This window comes from Nitrospinota bacterium (assembly GCA_016208975.1).
Taxonomy (GTDB): Bacteria; Nitrospinota_A; UBA7883; order UBA7883; family JACRLM01; genus JACQXA01.
The window spans coordinates 115,996-136,564 of record JACQXA010000001.1; the positions used below are offsets into that span (position 1 = coordinate 115,996).

A 20,569-nucleotide genomic window follows, 5' to 3' on the forward strand; every position below is an offset into this window, starting at 1 on the left:
GCTAATCTCCCTTTTTATAGATCCTTCGAACGGACATGGGATTTAACACCGGCTTTGACCAAAATAGACTCCATCAGGCACCACCGGGTAAAGCCATGCTGGAAAAGATTCAGCCCGACGAAGGCCGTGAGGAACAGCCAGTAGGGGCTGTATATCTGGGAAAGGGTCAGCGAAACCAATATAAAAGTTCCCGCAATAACATGGATCATCTGTTCAGCGTACATATCAAAACTCCAAAACGGTACTCTTGACCAAGTATATAGCAACGAGCTTGCCATAATGGGGCGCTGGCGTAAGACTAATATAATCGCGTAGGTACAGAGTCAAGCGATGAAAGGCCGCGTGATGGATGTTTCAGCAAGCAACATAAATGATGCAACATATGTTGCATCAGTTGCATAAAGGGGAGGGGAGTTGGCTAATGGATGTTAAGGGTTTTTATCTTCCGCCAGAGGGTGGTGCGGTTTATGCCGAGCATTTTAGCGGCCTTGGATTTTTGACCGGCGGTGATTTCCAGCGCCTCTTTTATGCGGGCGGGTTCATCCCCAGGCAGGTCGGTTAATGGCGTTGCCGGTGGTTTACCGGGGTAGGCGGTGGTCCGCAAAATCTCTTCCGGCAGGTCTTCCGGCTCTATAAGGCCCCCTTCGCAAAGGACGAAAGCCTGGGCGATGGCGTTTTCCAGCTCCCTTATGTTCCCCGGCCAGCGGTACCGGGCCATGGCTTTCATGGCCTCCCGGGAGATCCCTTTTATGGGTTTGCCGGTTTCGTTTCTCTGTTTTTCGATAAAGTGGTCCGCCAGCAGGGTTAAATCGTCTATCCGTTCCCTTAACGATGGCAGGTTTAAGCGCACCACTTTAAGCCTGTAATACAGGTCTTCCCGGAACAGCTTTTTCTCCACAAGTTCTTTCAGGTTTTGGTTGGTGGCGGATATTATCCGCACGTCCACGTTGCGTTGCTGGGTGTCGCCCACTCTTTCTATGAGCTTGTCTTGAAGCACGGTGAGCAGTTTTACCTGGGTGGAGGGTGGGATTTCCCCGATTTCGTCCAGAAATATGGTTCCGCCGTGGGCCAGCTCGAACCGGCCGATGCGGTCGCGATACGCTCCGGTGAAAGCGCCTTTCACATGGCCGAACAGTTCCGACTCCAGCAACGTTTCAGACAGCGCCGCGCAGTTCACCTTGATGAACGGCTCATCCCGCCGGCCCGATTTTTTATGGATGGCCTCGGCGACTAACCCTTTGCCCACGCCGGATTCGCCTTCTATCAAAACCGGCGCTTCGGCCTTGGCCACTTTATCTATAAGGGTGTAAACCTCCTGCATCTTGCGGTTGCGGCCGATGAGCTTGAAATAGGAAGGGTGGGATTCCAGCCTTGTCTGCAGTTTTCTTATCTCGGAAATGTCATGGATGATGAGCATCACGCCGCCTTCTTCCCCCGCGGAGTCTCGCAGGATGGCGGTGGACATGATTACGGTGCGTTCGTCGCCGGTGTGGTCTATGAACTTGAAGGAATAGTTCTTTATAGGTTTCTTCTCTCTCACGGTTTCCTGGAGGATGTCCTTGATGTCCACCAGCATCTCGTCGCAGAAACAGGATTTGCCCAGCGCCTCCTGCTTGGACACGCCGAAAAACCCCAGCGCCGCCTCGTTGATGTTTATCACCTTCATATGGCTGTCCAGCACGATTATGCCGTCGTGGACGGAGTTGAAAACCGCCTCCAGGTTGTCCTTGAGCGCCAGACAGGCTTCGATGCGTTTGGTTTCATCCATGGGGGTATTTTAGCATTGCTGATGGAGCGGTGTTGAGGATGAGTTGGCGGAAAATAAAAAAGACCGCCAAGCCCATCGCTGGAACTGGACGGCCCAAGGTTTACCCCGTGAAGGGGTAAGCCTGCGAAGTAAACTTCTTGTTATGAATTCCGCGCAGGCTCCTATCTGATACAGCCAAAAATATAATATACTCTTATCCAATTCGCAATGATTTTCTTGCAAGGGGGATAGTCATGAAAATACTGGGGCTGGATATTGGCACAAATTCCATCGGTTGGGCGGTCATCGAACGGGATGACGAAAAACTGGACGACGTGGCCGGAACAGGCAAGATATTGGGCGCCGGAGCGCGGGTATTCACCGCGCCGGTGGAGGATAAAACAGAAGCGCCCAAGAATCAGGAGCGCCGGGCAAAACGAGGCGCGCGGAAAATCCTTGCACGAAGAAAAATGAGACGTGAACATCTAACCAACATCTTGGTATCCACCGAAATGTTGCCTTCCGATAAAGATGAGCGGGAAAAACTATTGAACACGATAAATCCGTATAAAGCCAGAGCCGAAGGATTGGATGGCAAAATATCTTTGTACGAGCTGGGCCGCGCCCTGTTCCACATGAACAAACGGCGGGGTTTTAAGAGCAACCGGAATGCGGACAGAAAAGAAAAGGATAAAGATAAAAGCAAAGTCCTCGACGCCATTAAAGATCTTCAGGGAAGGATAGATCACAACGCCCGCACCCTTGGAGAATACCTTTATAAACAAAATAACAGCCTGCTACGTAAACAGTACACCCACCGCAATATGTACGAAACCGAATTTGAGAAGCTATGGGCAACACAAGCGGCTTTTCATCCGGAATTGACGCAAGAGCTTAAGATAAAAATCAACAAGGCCATATTCTTTCAACGTCCCTTAAAGTCGCAAAAAGGCCTTGTGGGCTTTTGCGAGCTGGAGCGGAAAATATGGCGGAAACCGGATGGTGGATTAATAGACAAAGGCCCGCGCCGGGCCGCCAAATCTCATCCGTTGGCCCAAAGGATAAGGATGCTTCAGGATGTTACAAACCTGAAGGTAAATGCCCAATCTCTTAAAAAAGATCAACTGAAAACGATCATCGAGGCTATTGACGGCAAGCAAAAGCTGACGTGGGCGCAGGTAAAAAAATCGGCGGGCATACACAAGGAAACAAAGCTGAACCTGGAGGAAACAGGCAAGAAGCATATTCCAGGCGATTACACTTCTTTTAATATTGCTAAAGCGCTTGGGGCAAAGTGGCAGGCTCTGGACGTTACACAGCGTGAAAGTTTATATACCGACCTTACCACCATAGAAAACGAAGCGGCATTAATAAAACGCCTCACAGAAGGTTGGGGCTTTTCAAAAGATGAATCGGAGGCGCTGGCAAAAGTAGAACTGGAGGATGGCTATGCCGCCCATTCACTGAAAGCTATCAAAAAGCTTCTGCCTCACATGGAAGCCGGTTTAACTTATCCGGAAGCCAAAATAGCCGCTGGGTATGGCGGGGTAAGCGGCGCCAGCGAAGGATTTAATGTATTGCCGGAACCGCCGCAGGTACGCAACCCGGTTGTCCAGAAAGCTCTTTATGAAACCCGCAAGGTGGTAAACGCCATCATCCGCAAGTTCGGCAAGCCGGACATTATTCGCGTCGAGTTGGCTAGAGACGCAAAACAACCGAAAAAAGTTAAAGATGAACGGCACAAACAGATGCGTGACCGGGAAGCGGAAAATGAAACCATAGACGCCGAACTGAAAAATGAATTCGGCGTAGCCAAACCTACAAGAGAAGACAGGGACAAATACCGGTTATGGCTTGAATGCAACCGCACAAGCCCATATTCCGGAAAAGCGATAGGCAAGCAGGAGCTGTTCACCGCCGATGTTCAGGTTGAGCATATCCTCCCTTGGCAAAAATCGCTGGACAATTCCTATATGAACAAGACGCTTTGTTTTCAGAAGGAAAATCTTGAGAAAGGGGACAACACTCCTTTTCAGGCATGGAGCCATGATGAACAAAAATGGGGTGAAATAGAAAAGAGAATAGAATCATTACCGCTGGCCAAACGCCGCCGCTTCTACATGACCGAAATTCCCGATGGTTTTCTTGACAGCCAGTTGACGGACACACGATATATCACAAAGGAGGTATGCGCCTATCTGAAATCAACAGGTGTCCGGGTGGACACAAACAAGGGCCTGTTCACCGCATGGTTGCGCGGCGAATGGGGTCTTTACGATATTTTGCCCAAGCGTAACTACGATTTGAAAGCGGGTAAGGACCGTTCCGATCATCGCCATCATGCCTTGGACGCGATAGTGATAGCCCTCACAGGCCCGTGGCAGGTACACATGTTTAGCAGGGCCACATCGCGCGGCGATGGCAGGTTGCGATATTCAAACTTCCCGGTTCCGTGGAAAGGATTCCGTGACGATGCGCAAGCCGCCATTGACGCAATCATCGTCTCCCATCGCGCCACGCGGAAAATACGGGGGGCGCTACACGAAGAAACTTCGTATGGGGCGACATCGGAAAAAGGCGTTTTCGTCCGGCGAAAGACCATTGAGACCATGACATATGCCGAAGTGAAACGTATCCGTGATGAGCGCATTCGTGATTTGATCCTTAAACGGATTGAGGAGCATGGAGGCGATTGCAAGGCGGCGCTCAAAACTGAGTTTGTAATCGGAAAGCATTCCGTGAAAAAGGCCCGGCTACTTTACTCAATTAATAACGCTTTCCCAATATTGGACAAGAAAGGCAAAGAATACCGCTTTCTAGAATATGGAAAAAACCACCATATTGAAATAATCAAACCCAAATCATCCGGCAAATGGGAGGGATGGGAAGAAGGGGATATCGTGACTATGATGGAGGCGGCGCGGCGAGCAAGGCCCAGAAAAGGTGAGGAAAAACGCCCAATTATCAACACGATTTGCGGCCCGGATAATGAGCTTGTCATGTCACTTTCCATCAACGAAATGCTGAGGATGAACGTGGACGGTGATGTAAGGATATATAGGGTTCAGAAGTTGTCCAAAGGATATTACGTTTTTAGAGAGCATTGCTCTGCTGGCACAGAAGATGAAACAAAGCCGGCAATGTTGCGAATTCAAAGTATGGGCGCATTGATGAGTTACAAACCTGAAAAAGTGACGGTCTCACCTATCGGCGAGGTGTTCCCCGCCCATGATTAAACGCACGGTGGAAATATCATCGGGCGCGGCGCATCTTTCCCTCCGGCTCAAACAGCTTTCAGTTAAACGGGAAGGGGAGGATGAGGTGACCGTCCCGCTGGAAGACCTTGGGATTCTCGTCATCAGCCACCCCAATGTCTCCATCACCAACGCCCTTCTGGCGGAATGCGCCTCGCAGAACATAACCGTGGTGTTTTGTGACATGAAGCATAAACCAAGCGGTGCCATGTTGCCCTTCTCCGGCCATAGCACCCAGGCGGAAACCATGGAGGCGCAGATTGCCGCCAGCCAACCGGTGAAAAAACGGATATGGCAGTACATCATCGAGGCAAAAATCGCGGGACAAGCCAAAGCGCTGGAGGCGTGTAGTGGCAAAGGAAAAGCGCTTTTCGAAATGGCCAAACAGGTGAAATCCGGCGACACGGAAAACATGGAGGCCCGCGCCGCCCAATATTATTGGCCCCGGCTTTTCGGCAAGGATTTCCGGCGGGACAGGGAGGGCGGCCCGCCCAACTCCATCCTTAACTATGGCTATACGGTCATCCGCGCATCGGTGGCGCGCGCTCTTGTGGGCTCCGGGCTTCACCCTTCCTTGGGTGTGCATCACAGGAACCGTTATGACAGCTTCCGCCTGGCGGACGACGCCATGGAACCGTTAAGACCAATAGTGGACATAAAAGCGTTCGAGTTGTGGAAGGCCAACCCCGAAGTTGAAGTGGAAAAAGAAACCAAACGGGCAATGCTGGAAATTCTTGGAATGGATTTGAGGTTTAACGGCGAAAAAGAGCCATTCATGGAAGCGATGGCCCATTACGCCGCCTCTTTGCGGCGCGCCATCGCCGAGGGAGCGCCGCTTACGATACCGGAATGGTAACTATCTCGCGTTCCGCTCCGGTTTCTCCCCCTGCCAGAGGGGGAGTGGCTCCAAAGGAGCCGAGGGGGTGGGAGCTCAAAGCAAATCGCTTACCACTCCGGCGGCTTTGCCGCCACCCCTCCCCATAAAGGAGGGGAAAAGGTAACGGCATGGGGAAGGGTAAATGACAAGCTTTGGGGGATTCCGCTCCATGTGGATTGTGCTTATGTTCGACCTTCCAGTGGTGGAGCCGGAAGAGCGCAAGGATGCCAACAGGTTCCGGAAAGATTTAAAAGGGTGCGGCTTTACCATGATGCAATTGTCGGTATATGTGCGGCACGCCGCAAGCGATGAGAATGCCCAGATTCACCTGAAAAGGGTGAAAGGGCTTTTACCGCCAAAAGGTGAGGTGCGGGCGATATTGATAACCGATAAACAGTTTGAACGTATGCAGGTTTTCTATGGAAAAATGCGCAAACCGGCGGAACGCGCCCCGGCCCAACTGGAGTTTTTATGAATTGAAGGCTCTAATAGGCCCTGCAAAACCAACCGGTTCTGCAAGGCCTATTATATCAGATAGGAGCCTGCGCGGAATCCACAACAGTACATAGATGGATAGATACATGGTGTGTATTATATCAGATAGGAGCCTGCGCGGAATCCACAACCAGCGTTGCTTCTTTGCCCATCCCCGTCATATTATATCAGATAGGAGCCTGCGCGGAATCCACAACCGGTGTCCCCTAACTGCATGGCTTTCTCGGATTATATCAGATAGGAGCCTGCGCGGAATCCACAACAGCTGTAGATGGATAGATACATGGTGTGTCATTATATCAGATAGGAGCCTGCGCGGAATCCACAACTTGTTTGCGGCGGATGTCAATTTTTTTATTATTATATCAGATAGGAGCCTGCGCGGAATCCACAACCTCTACCGAATCACCGGATACTCTGCATAATTATATCAGATAGGAGCCTGCGCGGAATCCACAACGGCTTTATGTTTCCCCGGAACCTAAAGGCCCCGGGAAAACATAAACCGGGGTCAGGGACCCCGGCAGAGCAGGTTACGGAGCTGTTTAGCATTTGAGGGCAGGGGAGGGGGGAAACGGTGGTGTCTCAGTTTGAATCTCAAATAATAGACAGATCCTTCACTTCGCTTGCGCTTCGCTCAAGATGACAATGTTATCAACGGCTTTTATATTGTCATTCTGAGCGTAAGTGAAGAATCTCCCCTGTACTTTCAAACTGAGACACTCCTAGGAAACGGGGAGTTGTCCGCCCAAGGGGTCTCTCATGTTAAAATTAAAAATTTAGCTAAACATGACCCATAAGAAAAAACTGGCGATAATCACCTTGGGGTGCCAGATGAACCGGCACGATTCGGAATGGCTGGCGGGCGCCCTGGCGGATGAGTACGAATATACGGAAAACGAGACTCAGGCCGATTTCCTGGTGGTGAACACCTGCGCCGTAAGGGACAAGGCGGAGGCCAAATTCTTCTCGCTCATGGGGCGGTTGCGTCCATTGAAACACCAAAATAAAAACCTTGTGGTGGGCGTGGCCGGGTGCATCGCCCAGGAGCGTGGCGAGGCGCTGGTGCGGCGCGAACCTATCATAGACCTGGTTTTTGGCACCCGGGCGGTTCACAAAGTCCCCTCCATGCTCAAACAGTTCGAGGAGACAGGCCGCCCCCAGGTGGACACGTCTTCGGAGTCCGCTTTTGACGAGTTTCCCATGCGGCGGGAATCTTCCATCTCCGCCTGGGTGGCCATCATGCGCGGGTGTAACAACGCCTGTTCATACTGCATCGTCCCTCAAACCCGTGGCCCGGAAGAAAGCAGGCCGGTGGAAAGCATTTTGAATGAAGTACGGAACCTTGCGGAGAAAGGCTACAAAGAGATAACCCTGCTGGGGCAGAACGTGAACAGCTACGGAATGAACCTTTCGCCCCGGGCAACTTTTCCGGAACTTCTCCGGCGGATTCACGCTGTCTGTGGTGATATGAGGATCAGGTTCGTCACCAGCCACCCAAAAGACATGAGCGACGAGCTGATATCCGCCATGGCGGAGTTACCGGGGATTTGCCCTTCCATGCATCTGCCTATCCAGTCCGGATCGGACAGGATATTGAGCCTGATGAACCGGAACTACACCGCCGCCCATTATTTCGACAGGGTGGAAAAGCTTAAAGCCAAAGTGCCCGATTTATCCATAACTACCGATATTATTGTGGGTTTCCCCGGTGAAGCTGAAAGCGATTTCGAGCAAACCGTTCAAGCGGTTTTACAAGCCCGGTACGACAACATATATTTATTCAAATATTCGCCAAGACCCGGAACGGAAGCGGAGAAACTAATGGACAGGGTGGATCCGGTAGTGGCGCAAACCCGGTTCGACCGGATTTTGGTCATGCAAAAGCGCATAACCAAAGAACGGTTCAAGGAAATGACAGGCAGGGATTCGGAGCTGTTGGTGGAAGGGCCAAGTAAACGGGATCCGGCGCGGTATTGCGGAAGGAACCCGCAAAACATGATGGTGAATTTCGGCTCGGACAAGGATTTAACCGGCCGATTTGTTCATGTTAAGATAACTGGAAGCGGACAGCATAGCCTGGAAGGCAAGTTGGCCGGCTGATTTAACTCCAATAAAGGCCGCGCATGAGCGAACGCAAAGACATAGTCGAGATGAAGGTGGAAGGGCTGGTATTCGACCCTGTCACCAACACCCCCATAATTATTCTCAAGGATTCGGGCGGGGCAAAATCCCTGCCTATATGGGTTGGCTATCCTGAAGCCACGGCCATAGCGCTGGAGATGGAGTCTGTGGCCACGCCACGGCCCATGACGCACGACCTTATCAAAAACCTTTTGGGTTCGCTGAAAGCCAAGGTGAACCACATCACCGTGTGCGACCTGAAGAACAACACGTTCTACGCCATCATAAACATCACTATTAATGGCAATACTCTGGAGGTGGATTCGCGCCCGTCGGACGCCATAGCGGTAGCCTTGCGGGTGAAAGCGCCCATATACGTTTCCAACAGCGTTCTGGAAAACGCAAAGACCATGGAAAACGCCGCTACGGCGCCGGAACCGGAAGATGAGGAAGCGTTCAAAAAATGGCTACACAACGCCAAACCATCGGACTTCGGAAGTATAGACCAATAATTCCCCGCGAGAGGGTTTAAACCTTCTCCGCGTCCAGGCTTACCACGGCTTCGTTACCCGCCACTTCCGCGCTGTGCAGTTCCATGGCGGGCACAAAAATGGCCTCGCCGGTGGTGAGGATAACGGAGTTCCCGCCCATGGTGAATTTAAAATGGCCCGAAACCACTGCGGCCATTTTGTCGTAATGATGAATGTGGGGCGGGAAAACAAGGCCGGGAGGGTAAACATATTCCACCGGCGCGAATCCCAGGCTGACGAGTTTTGTTTTTAACGAGTCTTTGGAAAAAGGGCCGTCTTCCCTCTCATCCCAGCGGAGGATATTCATCAGCAGGGCAGGGGGGGGGAAGGTTTAGTCCCCCAGCAGTTTGGTCCAGATAAACCAGCCCGCCACCAGGAAAAACGCCACCATAGCCATCAGGAAAGGCCCCGTGGCGGTGATGTTATCGTTTTTCAGGATGATTACCGTGATAAAAAGATAAGCCACAGCTGGAACATAAAGCAGAAGCTGTTGCCCGATATAGGCGGTCTTGTTATAGCTTATCAGACCGATGATTATTATTACCGGAACCAGCACATAAGGATTCACTATCAGGTCATTCACGGTTATGGTGGTAAAAAACACCATAAGAGCTTCAAAATCGAAGGAATCAACGAAAGATCTTAACTGGTCGTACATTATTGAGCCCCGATAGCCGGTTTATTTAAAATTACGATAAATGGTTTCAATGAGTTTTGTCAATAGCGCCCTTCGGGATTAAAGCACAAAACAAACAGCCTATACTTGACAAGTGTTATGCTAGAATGGCTCCAGCGAGCCAGGGAACACCGCTTTATTTTGTAACATTTATTCGCTCCGGAGGCTTTTGTGGCCCAGATCCTAGTAGTTGACGATTCCGCGTTTCAAAGATCCATTTTGAAAAAAGTCATCGAATCCGCCGGGCATTCGGTTATAGAGGCGCCCAACGGCAGGGAAGGTATAGAAAAGGCCACGGCCTTAAAACCAGGCTTGATAACCATGGATCTTTTAATGCCTGATATGTCCGGGCAGGAAACATTGATGGAGATGAATAAGCTGGGGTTGAAAATCCCCACGGTCATCATTTCCGCCGACATACAGGAATCCACCAAAAAAGATTGCATGAACCTTGGCGCGGTAGGGTTTATTAATAAGCCGTTGCAGGGGCCATCCATAGAAGCGCTAATAAACCTTATCCGTTGTTACCTTTGAGAAAGGCTTGATGAACGCTCCTCTTTCCCCCCAACATCTGGACGCCCTGACCGAGATAGTGAACATCGGCGTTGGCAGGGCGGCCAACGTGCTCAACGAGATGGTGGGAAGCCCTATCCAGCTAAAAGTGCCTTCGGTAAAAGTGGTGGATCCCGCCGGGATCCTGGATGAGTTGAGGAGCCACATAGGATTACGGGCCGCATGCGTAAACATGCCGTTCCAGGGGTCGCTCACCGGGCTGGCCTCCATGGTGTTCCCGCCGGAGAGCGCCGTCAAGCTTGTGTCCTTGCTCACAGGGGAGGAGATAACCGGGGTTGAGATGGATTCGTTGATGGTGGAGACGCTCAACGAGATAAGCAACATCGTGATCAACTCCGTGATCGGCCAGATAAGCAACATGATGCGCCAGAAAATATATTACTCTATCCCCACTTTCCACGGGGGGAAGGTGGAAGATATATTGACCCACAGCCTTTACAAGAACGGCAGGATAATCATCGCCAACGCCGAGTTCCAGGTGAAGGCCCACAACATACAAGGCAACATCATGCTGGTGTTCGAGATAGCGTCGTTTGAAAGCCTGATAAGCGCCATAGCCAGCGAGATCCAGTAGCCATCCGCCATGGCCGAGCCAGCCCAGGACATAAGCAAGTCTTTCGAGCTTTTCGATTATATGCCTCTGGGGGTTTTCGCCCTGAACAGCGAGATGGAGGTGGTTTTCTGGAACCTGATGCTGGAGATGTGGACGGGCATTCCCCGCCACGAAATAACCGGCCGGAGCATCCTTTTTTTCTACCCCCATTTAAAACAGCCCAAGTACCTCCAGAGGATTAAAGATGTTTTCTCGGGTTCACCATCCGCCGTGTTCTCATCTTTGCTCCATAAATACATAATCCCGGTAAAGCTGGATGACAGCTCTTTCAGGACTCAACAGGCCAATGTATCCTCCATCACCGGCCGGGACGGAAAAACATACGCGCTGTTCTCGGTTCAGGATGTTACCGAGCTGTCCAACCGGATAGCCGATTACAAAAAAATGCGGGACCAGGCGTTGCATGAAGTGGAAGAGCGCAAAAAGGCGGAGGAGAAACTGAAACTTGCCGCCACCGTGTTCGAGAACACCGCCGAGGCAATAATGATATTGGGCCGGAGCGGGGAGATAGACTCGGTGAACCACGCTTTCTCCGTTATAACCGGATATGAGCCTATGGATGCGTTGGGGCGGGAGTTCCGGGAACTGCTTATATCAGACCGGCACGATTCCACTTTTATGGCAGAGTTCTGGTCGATCCTCATCGAGACGGGCCGGTGGAAAGGGGAGATTTGGGCGCGGCACAAAAACGGCCGGGTGTTTCCCATCGAGGTGTCTTTGAACGTGATCATCGGCGAGTCGGGCCAAATATCACATTTTGCCGCCATATTCGACGACATTACCCAGAGAAAACGGACTGAAGAACTGCTCACCAGCATGTCTTACAACGATGACCTTACAGGAGTGGCCAACCGGCGCCATTTCAACGAGCGGTTGAATGAAGAATGGAGCCGCGCAGGCCGGAAGCATTATGATGTGTCGCTGATACTGCTGGATATCGACTATTTCAAGTTGTACAACGACACTTATGGCCACCAGGCCGGCGACGAATGTTTGAAGATGGTGGCGCACACCCTTTCAGGGCTGGTAAAAAGAGCCGGTGAACTTTTGGCCAGGTATGGCGGCGAGGAGTTCGCCATTATCGCCCCGGACAGCGATCAGGATAGTACGCTGGCCTTGTCTGAAAAACTTCGCTACGCAATAGAATCTTTGGATATTGCTCACAAACGGTCGCCTTATGGCAAAGTTACCATAAGTCTTGGTTTTGCGACCCTGGCCGCAAATACAGGTTTCACCGAAAGCGATTTGATCCGGTTAGCCGACGAGGCCCTATATCGGGCCAAGGGCGGCGGCCGCAACAGGGTTGAGCAATAATTTCTGCGCATGAGCGCTGGCGAAGGATTGGGAATCCGAGGTCAGCGACCTCGTTTGAAAGTACAGGGGAGATTCTTCACTTACGCTCAGAATGACAATATAAGAGCCGTTGATAACATTGTCATCCTGAGCGAAGCGCAAGCGAAGTGAAGGATCTGTCTGTAGTGTCTCAGTTTGAAAGTACAGGGGAGATTCTTCACTTACGCTCAGAATGACAATATAAAAGCCGTTGATAACATTGTCATCCTGAGCGAAGCGCAAGCGAAGTGAAGGATCTGTCCATTATTTGAGATGCAAACTGAAGTTCGACTTCTGAAAAAGGCACACCACCACGGGCCCAATGTTTTCTGGGCACATCGGTGATTATGCAGGTGAAATGCTCGGCGGGAATTTTTAAAACCTCGGCCGCCGCCGTGGTTACTTTCATCAACAGCTCTTTTTTAATTTCGTCGGGCCGGCCTTCGAACATCTCGATACGGATAATCGGCATTATCGAAACTTGCCTCCTTTAAATATCCAGCTCACCACCGGCGTTTACAAATGCGGCGGAATTCTCTTTTATAAAATCATATCTGGCCGAAGCGTCTTTCCCCATCAGCCTGGTAACCGTATCCTCGACGGTCTCGGCGTCTTGAATAGAAACTTTCAATAACTTGCGGCGGTTTGGATCCATTGTGGTTTCTTTTAGTATTTGCATAGGCATCTCGCCAAGACCCTTATACCGGTGAAGCTCCGGCTTTACGTTTTTAGGCGCCATGATCAGGATGGTGGCCTTTTCTTCATCGTCCTGGGCGTACTTAACAGTCTTTCCCAGTTCTATCCGGTACAGAGGTGGTTGAGCGAGATAAACATTACCTTTATCAATAAGTTGCGGCATGTAGCGGTAAAAGAACGTGAGCAGTAGCGCGCTTATGTGAGCCCCGTCCACATCGGCATCGGTCATTATGATTATCTTCTCATAACGCAGTTTGGAGTAATCGAACGAGTCGCCTATGCCCGCGCCTATGGTTGTAGTTAACGCTTTGATTTCATTGTTATTGGCTAATTTTTCCGGGGTGGCGTTCTCCACGTTCAGGATTTTACCCCGCAAGGGTAGCACGGCCTGGATGCGCCGATCCCGCGCCTGTTTGGATGAGCCACCGGCGGAATCCCCTTCCACCAGGAAAAGCTCGCACATGGCCGGGTCTGTGGACGAGCAGTCCGCCAATTTTCCGGGCAAAGTAAGCCTATGACTTATTGGGGTTTTCCGCATAACCGCCTCTTTGGCGGAGCGGGACGCCATCCGCGCCTGGGCGGCCAATATCACCCGGCTTATGATGGATTCCGCCGACGAGGGGTTTTCCAGCAAGTAACGCTCAAACGCTGTCCGCACCATGGCTTCCACAGCGGCTTGTGCCTCGGGATTGTTCAGCTTCTCCTTGGTTTGCCCTTGGAACTGCGGGTTTGAGAGGAATATGGAGATTACAGCTGTTAACCCTTCCCGCACATCATCGGTGGTAATTGCTGGCGCCTTACCTTTGGGGGCAGTCCTTTCGATATGGCTCCGGAGTATCTTCGTAAGGGCATTCCGCAACCCCGCCTCATGGGTTCCACCATCGGATGTGAACACGGAATTGGCGTAGGAATAAACTACGTTCTCCGTGTTCTCAGTCCATTGCAAGGCCACCTCTATCTGCATCCCGTTCTTCTGGTTGTGATAGAAGTAGTTACTGCCAATGGGTTTCCTGCCTTCAAGCAGTTTCTTTAAAAAGTCCCGTATCCCATTCTCATAATGGAACTTTTCGCTGGTGTTGTCCCGTTCATCCACCACTGTAATAGTGAGGCCGGAATTCAGGAAAGCCTTCGTTTCGGCTCTATCTGCTATCAGCTTCTTGCTAAACGTAGTTTTACTAAATATTTGCGGGTCTGGTTTAAAAGTAATTTTTGAACCTTTTTTCCGCGTGTCCCCTACTCTTTTCAGCTTTCCAAGGGGCTTTCCGCGAGAGAATTGCTGGTTCCATTCATACCCATCTTTACAAACAGTTACATCCAGATGCTCAGAAAGCGCATTAACTACCGAAATGCCCACGCCGTGCAAACCGCCGGAAGCGGAGTAGCTCTTGTTTGAAAACTTCGCGCCAGAGTGGAGGGTGGTCATGATTATTTCCAGCGCCGGGCGGTTGAACTTGGGGTGGTTGTCCACCGGGATACCCCGCCCATCGTCCTCCACGGATATGGAGCCATCGGCCTTGACGGTTACGACGATGTGTTGGCAATAACCGTTGATGGCCTCGTCCACGGCGTTGTCCATGGCTTCCCATACCAGGTGGTGCAGACCCGTAAGGTCCGTACCGCCTATATACATACCTGGGCGAACCCGGACAGGCTCCAGCCCTTCGAGTACCTCTATGTGTTTCGCTGAATAATCGTTAGCGGTCATGGATTTAGAATAACTCTAGCCAACTTTCCTGATGCCGATAAGTTTCCGTTTAGGGGAGGCCAGTTTCTTGCCAGCGCTTCCCCTTCCACCTTTTTCCAGGGAGGATATTTTGATCAGGTCATCCTTTCCGGCGATATACACTATGGCTATCTGTTCGGATTTGGATACACTTCTGGCCCCCGCCAGCACCACGCCGGGTTTCATTTTTATCAGCCTAACCCCTGCCCCGGCTCCGGCCAGCACGGGGATTTCATCGGTGTTCATAAGCAACCCATGGCCATCGCCGGACAGGACGAACAACATCGGTTTTCTTTCAACCACCGTGACGCTGAACACCGCATCGTCGTCTTTCAAATTGGCCACTTTCCGGCCGTTCTTGGTGGTTTCCCCCGCGGCCAGCGCGCCACCGAACCTGAATCCCATGCCTGCTTCGGTAACAAGCATCAGTTCGGCGTTTTCGTCCACTATTTCCCCGTAAACCTTGCCCACTTCTGTGGATTTGAGCTGATCGAACAGATCCCGCTGGCCGACTTTGCGGGCTTTATCCCCTTCTTCGGCTTCCGCGCCCTCCTGGGCTTTTATCATGCCGATGACGGATATCAACCGCTCCCCATCGCCGAACTTGAAGAACGACTGCACCGGGTCGCCGAATCCGGCCGTTTGGGTAATCTCCAGCGCGCGCGCCGTATAAACTTTTCCGGCGGAGGTGAAGAAACATACGAAGTCCCGGGTGTTCAGCGGCAACCAGGCCAGAAGGCTGTCCCCCTCCTTGAACCGGAGCGACTCCGGGTTGGCCACGTTTTTAAGCCTGCGTATCCAGCCGCTACGGGAAACTATTACGTTCGTGTCCTCGTGCTGGATGAAGCTCTCCGCGTCGAATTCCTGCTCTTCCATTCCGCCCAAGACGATTTTAGTGCGCCGGGCATCGCCATATTTTTCCTTTATCTCCAGCAGTTCCTTGCGGACCACTTTCCACATTTTGCCGGGGCTGGCCAGGACGGAGTCTATAATTTCCCGTTCCGCCTCTTTTTCCGCCTTCTCTTTTTTGATTTTCGAGATTTCCAGCCCAACCAGGGCCGACAGGCGCAGGTCCAAAATGGCGTTGGCCTGGATTTCGTCCAGCTTGAAATGGCCCATCAAGCCCTGCCGGGCCTCGTCTTTAACCTTGGCTTTGCGTATGATGGCAATGGCCGTGTCCAAGTCGTTATATACCTTGGCGTAGGCTTTTAAGATATGGAGCCGCTCGTCAATCAGCTTAAGCTCGTACCTCAACCGTTTTTCGGTGGTGACAAGCCTGAAATCCAGGAATGACCGGAGCATTTGCCCCAAGGAATGCCGCAACGGGACCGATTCCGCCGTCAGCGCCGTGAGGTTCACCGGGAAGCTGATTTGCAGGTCGGAATGTTTGAACAGGAAGCCCATGGCCATTTCCGGATCCACATCCGGCGATCTGGGCTCCAGCACTATGCGGATGTCTTCCGTGGATTCGTCGCGGATGTCCACGATGGTGGGCAGTTTTTTCTCCACGATAAGCTCGGCTATCTTTTCGATAAGCCTGCTTTTATTCACCGTGTAGGGTATGGAGGTTATCACCAACTGCCATTTACCCTTAGGCAGTTCCTCCTTATTCCACTCTCCCCTAAGCTTTATGGAGCCCCTGCCCGTTTCGTATATTTCCTTTAACTCGGCTTTCGAGGTGATGGATGTGGCGCCGGTGGGGAAATCCGGCCCCTTTATGTATTTAAGGATGTCTTTGGTTTCCAGCCGTGGTTCATCAATCATCGCCACCAGGGCGTTTACCGTCTCTGAAAGATTGTGGGGCGGAATGTTGGTGGCCAAGCCCACGGCGATGCCGGAAGAGCCGTTAACTATGAGATTCGGGAACCGGGCCGGCAGAAGCCGGGGCTCTATGTTGGTTTCGTCATAGGTGGGATTGAACTCAACCGTTTCCTTGTGGAGGTCTTCCAGCAGTTCCCCGGCGATTTTTGTAAGCTTGGCCTCGGTATATCGCATGGCCGCCGCGGCGTCGCCATCTATGTTGCCGAAGTTTCCTTGCCCCTCCACCAACGGGTAACGCAACGAAAAATCCTGGGCAAGGCGCACCATGGTGTCATACACCGCCTGGTCGCCATGGGGATGGTATTTACCTATAACATCGCCTACCACCGCCGCGGATTTCCTGAACCTGGCGTCGGCGGACAACCGCAACTGGCTCATGGCGTACAGAACCCGCCGGTGAACCGGTTTCAACCCGTCCCGCACATCGGGCAAAGCGCGGGACACAATGGTAGATAGGGCGTACGAAAGGAACCGGGACTCCAATTCCTCCTTGAAATGGACCTCCTGAACTATCCCGCCACCACCCTCATCGGCTGGCTCTTTACCCTTTTTAGACTTAGTCCCCATTCCCTACAATGCCATTAAAACGACAACATATATTAAAATATATACTATGCAATTAACATAGCTTTATATAGAGCATGAGGCATCCAAACGTCAACAAACTTTTTAGTTTAATGAATGGAACGTAGTCGCAAACAGGGGTTTGTGGGATAATGTTAAACATTAAGGTATGTAGCATTACTGATTGTTCTATCAGGACTTTGCGGCAATGCTAGCTTTAAATCGTCTCACCTTAAAGCTTTTTCGAACATGGCGGCGTTAAACCTCATTAACTCAATGTAACCACCGGTCTTTCGAGATCCACCCTCTGGATCAACGGCCACAACTTTAACCCCAGCCTCTTCCGCAAGAACCTCCCCCAGCCTGGTGGGAAATTGAGGCTCCACCATCACGGCTTTCACCCCTTTCTGTTTTATCTCTTTAACCAGCCGGGTCATGTGTTTTGCGGAGGGTTCCCTGCCGGGGGCCATTTCTATGACTCCCGCCACTTTCAGCCCATAGCGTCTGGCGAAATAAGGCCAGGCGTTGTGGAAGGATACGAAACCCCGTGTCAGGTTTTTATCCGACAGTTTTTTTTCTATTTCCTTGTCCAGATTCAAAAGCTCATTGGCCACAACTTCCGCCTGGCTGATAAATTCTTTTTTCCGGGATGGCATTTTCTCCGCCAGTTTCACCCCGATATGCCTGGCCACATCGGCCATGATTGAGGGGTCGAGCCAATAGTGGGGGTTCACCGCGCCATGATGATGATCTTCTTCACCTTCGTGATGCCCTTCCTCTTCCGACGATATGGGGTTTTTCACCACTTTGGAGCAATCCACATATAGCGTTTGCCTACCGCTGGTTTTTAGGAGTTTTGATAGCCAGGATTCCAGGCCGAACCCAGCCATCACCACAAGATCGGCCTTGCCGAGGGATTTCAGATCGCCGGGGGTGGGCTCGTAGGTGTGGGGGCTTTGGCCGGGTTTTAGCATGACGGTGACATTTACGGCGTCTCCCCCTACCCTTTTGGCGATATCGCCGAAGGGAAGGATGGTAGCCGTAACGTTCAAGCTGGTGGCTTGCGCCTCGCAAGGGGGGGGCGATATAAGCGCGATTCCCGCCATCAGCGCGGTTATCGCCAATAATGCGCCGAGTCTCCCAAACATGCGCGTGATGTCATGCCGGACTTGATCCGGCATCCGGGCTTCTTTCCTTTCACATCGAGGCCATGATCCCGGATAGGCGCTTTCGCCCCTTCCGGGATGACATTGAGCAAAAAGGGTCCGGCAATTGGCTGTCATATCTTCATTCCTAAAAGCTCATCCGTGGGGTATTATTACAGCTTTTCCACCAAGCATTTCAACACAAAGAAATACCTGCGATGAGTGAAGCAAAACTACTGGCTGTGGTGGTAATGGCGGGGGGCAAAGGTGTTCGGATGAAATCCGAATTGCCCAAGGCGCTGGCCATGTTCAAAGGGCGTCCCATGCTTTCAAGCGTGCTGGACACAGCCAGGGCGCTGACGCCGGATAAAATTGTGGTGATAGTTGGGCACAAACGCGAAGTTGTGATAGAAGCCGTAAAAGCCACGGACGTGGTTTTCGCCGCACAGGAGCCGCAACTGGGCACCGCCCATGCCGTGGCCCAGGCGCGGGAGGCGCTGGCCGGGTTTAAAGGAAGCGTGGCGGTCCTTTCGGCGGATGTTCCGGCCATAACCGTTGATACCCTGCGCAAACTGATTAACCTGCGGGAAACTGAAAACGCCGCCATATCCGTGCTGACCTGTGTTCTGGACAATCCGGCTTCTTACGGCAGGATAATCCGCGAGGGGAGCAGGGTTGTCGCCAATGTCGAGGCTAAAGACGCCACGCCGGAACAGCTGAAGATAAATGAAATAAACAGCGGCGTTTATGTGTTCGACGCAGGTTTCCTGTTCGAATCCATAACAAAGGTTGGGAACGAAAACGCCCAGAAAGAATATTACCTGACCGACCTTATCGCCATGGCGGTGAACGCCGGGCTGAAAGTATCTGCCCTGATAGCGGAAAATCCGGCGGAAACCCTTGGGGTGAACACGCTGGAAGACCTTCAGAAGCTGGAATCGGCCGCTGGAAGGTAGTGTCCCAGTTTGAAAGTACAGGGGAGATTCTTCACTCACGCTCAGAATGACAATATAAAATCCGTTGATAACATAGTCATCCTGGGCGAAGCGCATGCGAAGTGAAGGATCCGTCTGTTACTTGAGATTCAAACTGGGACACCACCCGCTGGAAGCTTCAATTGAAACAGCTTACTCGTTGGATTATACTGAAACGCTATTATCCAGAACGGAACAAACTATAAAGCATGAAAGCTCTTGTATTGGCAGGCGGCAGAGGCGGGAACATGGCTCCCTTCTCCGAGACGCGCCCCAACCCCATGATTCCCGTGGCGGGGCGGTATGTTATCGATCACACTCTGGCGATGTTGAAGAACGCCGGGGTGAGCCATGTTTACATGGTCATCGGCCACAACAAGGAGAAAATAAGGGAACACCTCACAAATAACCCGCCGCCTGGGATGTCCATGAACTTTGTGGACCAGGGCAAGCCCAACGGCATCGGCGGCGCTATATTAAAAGCCAAAGACAAATTCGCCCCCGGCGACCATTTTCTGCTGGTTTACGCGGACACAATAACCACCAGCAACATATTCTCCGTAACCAACCAGACATACGGGTTGCATAACGAGCCTACGGCGGCCATCTGCCTTACGAAGTCATCGGAGAAATACGGCAACGTTTATCTTGGGCCCGACGCGAAGATAACAAGGATAATCGAAAAACCCAGCATCCGCGAGGGCTTGGCCAACTATGTGCTGGCTGGGGTTTTCGTGCTACCGGCCACATTCTTCGACTATCTGCAAGCGGCCAAAGGCGACATGGAAACGGCGCTCAAGGCGCTGATAAAAAAACAATCCCTTCGCGCCTCCATCTGGGAGGACGATTGGCTGGATATGGCCTATCCGTGGGACGCGCTTACCGCCAACCGCGCGATAATGGACACCTGGAAGGACGCGCGGATACACCAAAGCGTTGCCCTTCAGGGCGCAAGCCTGAAAGGGCCTGTTTATGTGTCCGAAGGTGTGGAAATCCGCCCCGGAGCGGTGCTGGAAGGCCCGGCCTACATCGGGCCGAACTGTTTTATCGGCCATAACGCCCTTGTCCGCCCATACACCTGTATCGGCGCCAACAGCGTTATCGGCCATGGAACGGAGCTTAAGAACTGCATTCTTTTCTCCGGGGTGAAAGTGGGCGGCTTGTGTTTCATTGGCGACTCGGTGATAGGCGAGAACGTGGACATCGGCGCGGGAGTGATGACCATAAACCAGCGGATGGAAACCAGGGACATCCGCGTGAAGATAGGAAAGGCCGCCATAAGCGCCGGGCTTGAAAAGCTGGGCGCGTTCGTTGGGGATGGGGCCGTGATAGGCGCCTCTAACACCATAGCCTCCGGCGTGGTGGTTGAGGCCGGAAAAGTAATCAACCACAACTGTTCGGTAAAGTAGCTGACGGCTCTTCGGG

Annotated in this window: 18 protein-coding genes and 1 CRISPR repeat array; of the genes, 10 read left to right on the plus strand and 8 right to left on the minus strand. The window is 52.0% G+C overall.

Translation table 11 applies throughout. From position 1 onward, the window contains the following. Window positions 1-14: 14 nt before the first annotated feature. Window positions 15-224, minus strand: coding sequence for a DUF2892 domain-containing protein (locus HY751_00530; GenBank protein ID MBI4664871.1), 210 nt, complete (start codon window positions 222-224; stop codon window positions 15-17). Between the two features lie 194 nt (window positions 225-418). Then, a complete protein-coding gene (locus HY751_00535; GenBank protein ID MBI4664872.1) occupies window positions 419-1,768 on the minus strand; it encodes a sigma 54-interacting transcriptional regulator in 1,350 nt (449 codons plus the stop codon). A gap of 233 nt (window positions 1,769-2,001) precedes the next feature. Here HY751_00535 and cas9 point away from each other — a divergent pair, with 233 nt between their 5' ends. The 5 genes from cas9 to HY751_00560 all read left to right on the plus strand — a co-directional run bounded on the left by cas9 (window position 2,002) and on the right by HY751_00560 (window position 9,009). Continuing rightward, window positions 2,002-4,983 (plus strand): type II CRISPR RNA-guided endonuclease Cas9, encoded by a 2,982-nt coding sequence (gene cas9, locus HY751_00540; GenBank protein ID MBI4664873.1) that lies wholly within the window; start codon window positions 2,002-2,004, stop codon window positions 4,981-4,983. After that, window positions 4,976-5,857, plus strand: coding sequence for a type II CRISPR-associated endonuclease Cas1 (gene cas1, locus HY751_00545; GenBank protein MBI4664874.1), 882 nt, complete (start codon window positions 4,976-4,978; stop codon window positions 5,855-5,857). The genes cas9 and cas1 overlap by 8 nt, the downstream gene beginning before the upstream one ends. Window positions 5,858-6,047: 190 nt before the next feature. Beyond that, complete coding sequence (cas2, locus tag HY751_00550; protein MBI4664875.1) at window positions 6,048-6,353, plus strand: CRISPR-associated endonuclease Cas2; 306 nt, start codon at window positions 6,048-6,050, stop codon at window positions 6,351-6,353. Window positions 6,354-6,401: 48 nt separating this feature from the next. Continuing rightward, a CRISPR array of direct repeats spans window positions 6,402-6,833; the repeat unit is 36 nt; unit sequence ATTATATCAGATAGGAGCCTGCGCGGAATCCACAAC. A gap of 329 nt (window positions 6,834-7,162) precedes the next feature. Next, window positions 7,163-8,476, plus strand: a complete 1,314-nt coding sequence (gene miaB, locus HY751_00555) for a tRNA (N6-isopentenyl adenosine(37)-C2)-methylthiotransferase MiaB (GenBank protein MBI4664876.1) — start codon at window positions 7,163-7,165, stop codon at window positions 8,474-8,476. 41 nt (window positions 8,477-8,517) lie between these two features. Further along, complete coding sequence (locus HY751_00560) at window positions 8,518-9,009, plus strand: bifunctional nuclease family protein (protein MBI4664877.1); 492 nt, start codon at window positions 8,518-8,520, stop codon at window positions 9,007-9,009. Between the two features lie 16 nt (window positions 9,010-9,025). Here HY751_00560 and HY751_00565 read toward each other — a convergent pair whose 3' ends face one another. Both HY751_00565 and HY751_00570 read right to left on the minus strand, forming a co-directional pair. Next, a complete protein-coding gene (locus HY751_00565; GenBank protein MBI4664878.1) occupies window positions 9,026-9,334 on the minus strand; it encodes a cupin domain-containing protein in 309 nt (102 codons plus the stop codon). A gap of 24 nt (window positions 9,335-9,358) precedes the next feature. Continuing rightward, window positions 9,359-9,685 carry a hypothetical protein gene (locus HY751_00570; protein ID MBI4664879.1) on the minus strand — a complete coding sequence of 109 codons (327 nt, stop codon included), beginning with the start codon at window positions 9,683-9,685 and terminating at the stop codon, window positions 9,359-9,361. A gap of 189 nt (window positions 9,686-9,874) precedes the next feature. Here HY751_00570 and HY751_00575 point away from each other — a divergent pair, with 189 nt between their 5' ends. The 3 genes from HY751_00575 to HY751_00585 are packed head-to-tail and all read left to right on the plus strand — an operon-like array spanning window position 9,875 to window position 12,203. Continuing rightward, entirely contained in the window at window positions 9,875-10,237 is a 363-nt protein-coding gene (locus tag HY751_00575; protein MBI4664880.1) for a response regulator, read from the plus strand. A 10-nt stretch (window positions 10,238-10,247) separates the two neighbouring features. Further along, complete coding sequence (locus tag HY751_00580; GenBank protein MBI4664881.1) at window positions 10,248-10,850, plus strand: chemotaxis protein CheX; 603 nt, start codon at window positions 10,248-10,250, stop codon at window positions 10,848-10,850. A 9-nt stretch (window positions 10,851-10,859) separates the two neighbouring features. After that, a complete protein-coding gene (locus tag HY751_00585) occupies window positions 10,860-12,203 on the plus strand; it encodes a diguanylate cyclase (GenBank protein MBI4664882.1) in 1,344 nt (447 codons plus the stop codon). A gap of 241 nt (window positions 12,204-12,444) precedes the next feature. Here HY751_00585 and HY751_00590 read toward each other — a convergent pair whose 3' ends face one another. The 4 genes from HY751_00590 to HY751_00605 all read right to left on the minus strand — a co-directional run bounded on the left by HY751_00590 (window position 12,445) and on the right by HY751_00605 (window position 18,131). After that, a complete protein-coding gene (locus HY751_00590) occupies window positions 12,445-12,693 on the minus strand; it encodes a tautomerase family protein (protein MBI4664883.1) in 249 nt (82 codons plus the stop codon). An 18-nt stretch (window positions 12,694-12,711) separates the two neighbouring features. Further along, window positions 12,712-14,622, minus strand: coding sequence for a DNA gyrase subunit B (locus HY751_00595; GenBank protein MBI4664884.1), 1,911 nt, complete (start codon window positions 14,620-14,622; stop codon window positions 12,712-12,714). A gap of 15 nt (window positions 14,623-14,637) precedes the next feature. Continuing rightward, window positions 14,638-17,028 (minus strand): DNA topoisomerase IV subunit A, encoded by a 2,391-nt coding sequence (gene parC, locus HY751_00600; protein ID MBI4664885.1) that lies wholly within the window; start codon window positions 17,026-17,028, stop codon window positions 14,638-14,640. 224 nt (window positions 17,029-17,252) lie between these two features. Beyond that, window positions 17,253-18,131, minus strand: coding sequence for a zinc ABC transporter substrate-binding protein (locus HY751_00605; protein ID MBI4664886.1), 879 nt, complete (start codon window positions 18,129-18,131; stop codon window positions 17,253-17,255). A 257-nt stretch (window positions 18,132-18,388) separates the two neighbouring features. On the opposite strand from HY751_00605, the gene HY751_00610 reads away from it, so the two are divergent. Then, complete coding sequence (locus HY751_00610) at window positions 18,389-19,126, plus strand: NTP transferase domain-containing protein (GenBank protein ID MBI4664887.1); 738 nt, start codon at window positions 18,389-18,391, stop codon at window positions 19,124-19,126. Window positions 19,127-19,353: 227 nt separating this feature from the next. After that, window positions 19,354-20,553, plus strand: coding sequence for an NTP transferase domain-containing protein (locus HY751_00615; GenBank protein MBI4664888.1), 1,200 nt, complete (start codon window positions 19,354-19,356; stop codon window positions 20,551-20,553). Window positions 20,554-20,569 lie beyond the last annotated feature (16 nt).

What these genes read in the sequence shown, in the direction of transcription:
- HY751_00535 (MBI4664872.1), bottom strand. Translation starts at nt 1,768, where the DNA reads ATGGATGAAACCAAACGCATCGAAGCCTGTCTGGCGCTCAAGGACAAC.
- HY751_00585 (MBI4664882.1), top strand. Translation starts at nt 10,860, where the DNA reads ATGGCCGAGCCAGCCCAGGACATAAGCAAGTCTTTCGAGCTTTTCGAT.
- HY751_00610 (MBI4664887.1), top strand. Translation starts at nt 18,389, where the DNA reads ATGAGTGAAGCAAAACTACTGGCTGTGGTGGTAATGGCGGGGGGCAAA.
- HY751_00615 (MBI4664888.1), top strand. Translation starts at nt 19,354, where the DNA reads ATGAAAGCTCTTGTATTGGCAGGCGGCAGAGGCGGGAACATGGCTCCC.
- parC (MBI4664885.1), bottom strand. Translation starts at nt 17,028, where the DNA reads ATGGGGACTAAGTCTAAAAAGGGTAAAGAGCCAGCCGATGAGGGTGGT.
- cas1 (MBI4664874.1), top strand. Translation starts at nt 4,976, where the DNA reads ATGATTAAACGCACGGTGGAAATATCATCGGGCGCGGCGCATCTTTCC.
- HY751_00605 (MBI4664886.1), bottom strand. Translation starts at nt 18,131, where the DNA reads ATGGCGGGAATCGCGCTTATATCGCCCCCCCCTTGCGAGGCGCAAGCC.
- miaB (MBI4664876.1), top strand. Translation starts at nt 7,163, where the DNA reads ATGACCCATAAGAAAAAACTGGCGATAATCACCTTGGGGTGCCAGATG.
- HY751_00565 (MBI4664878.1), bottom strand. Translation starts at nt 9,334, where the DNA reads ATGAATATCCTCCGCTGGGATGAGAGGGAAGACGGCCCTTTTTCCAAA.
- HY751_00570 (MBI4664879.1), bottom strand. Translation starts at nt 9,685, where the DNA reads ATGTACGACCAGTTAAGATCTTTCGTTGATTCCTTCGATTTTGAAGCT.
- cas9 (MBI4664873.1), top strand. Translation starts at nt 2,002, where the DNA reads ATGAAAATACTGGGGCTGGATATTGGCACAAATTCCATCGGTTGGGCG.
- HY751_00530 (MBI4664871.1), bottom strand. Translation starts at nt 224, where the DNA reads ATGTACGCTGAACAGATGATCCATGTTATTGCGGGAACTTTTATATTG.
- cas2 (MBI4664875.1), top strand. Translation starts at nt 6,048, where the DNA reads ATGTGGATTGTGCTTATGTTCGACCTTCCAGTGGTGGAGCCGGAAGAG.
- HY751_00580 (MBI4664881.1), top strand. Translation starts at nt 10,248, where the DNA reads ATGAACGCTCCTCTTTCCCCCCAACATCTGGACGCCCTGACCGAGATA.
- HY751_00595 (MBI4664884.1), bottom strand. Translation starts at nt 14,622, where the DNA reads ATGACCGCTAACGATTATTCAGCGAAACACATAGAGGTACTCGAAGGG.
- HY751_00590 (MBI4664883.1), bottom strand. Translation starts at nt 12,693, where the DNA reads ATGCCGATTATCCGTATCGAGATGTTCGAAGGCCGGCCCGACGAAATT.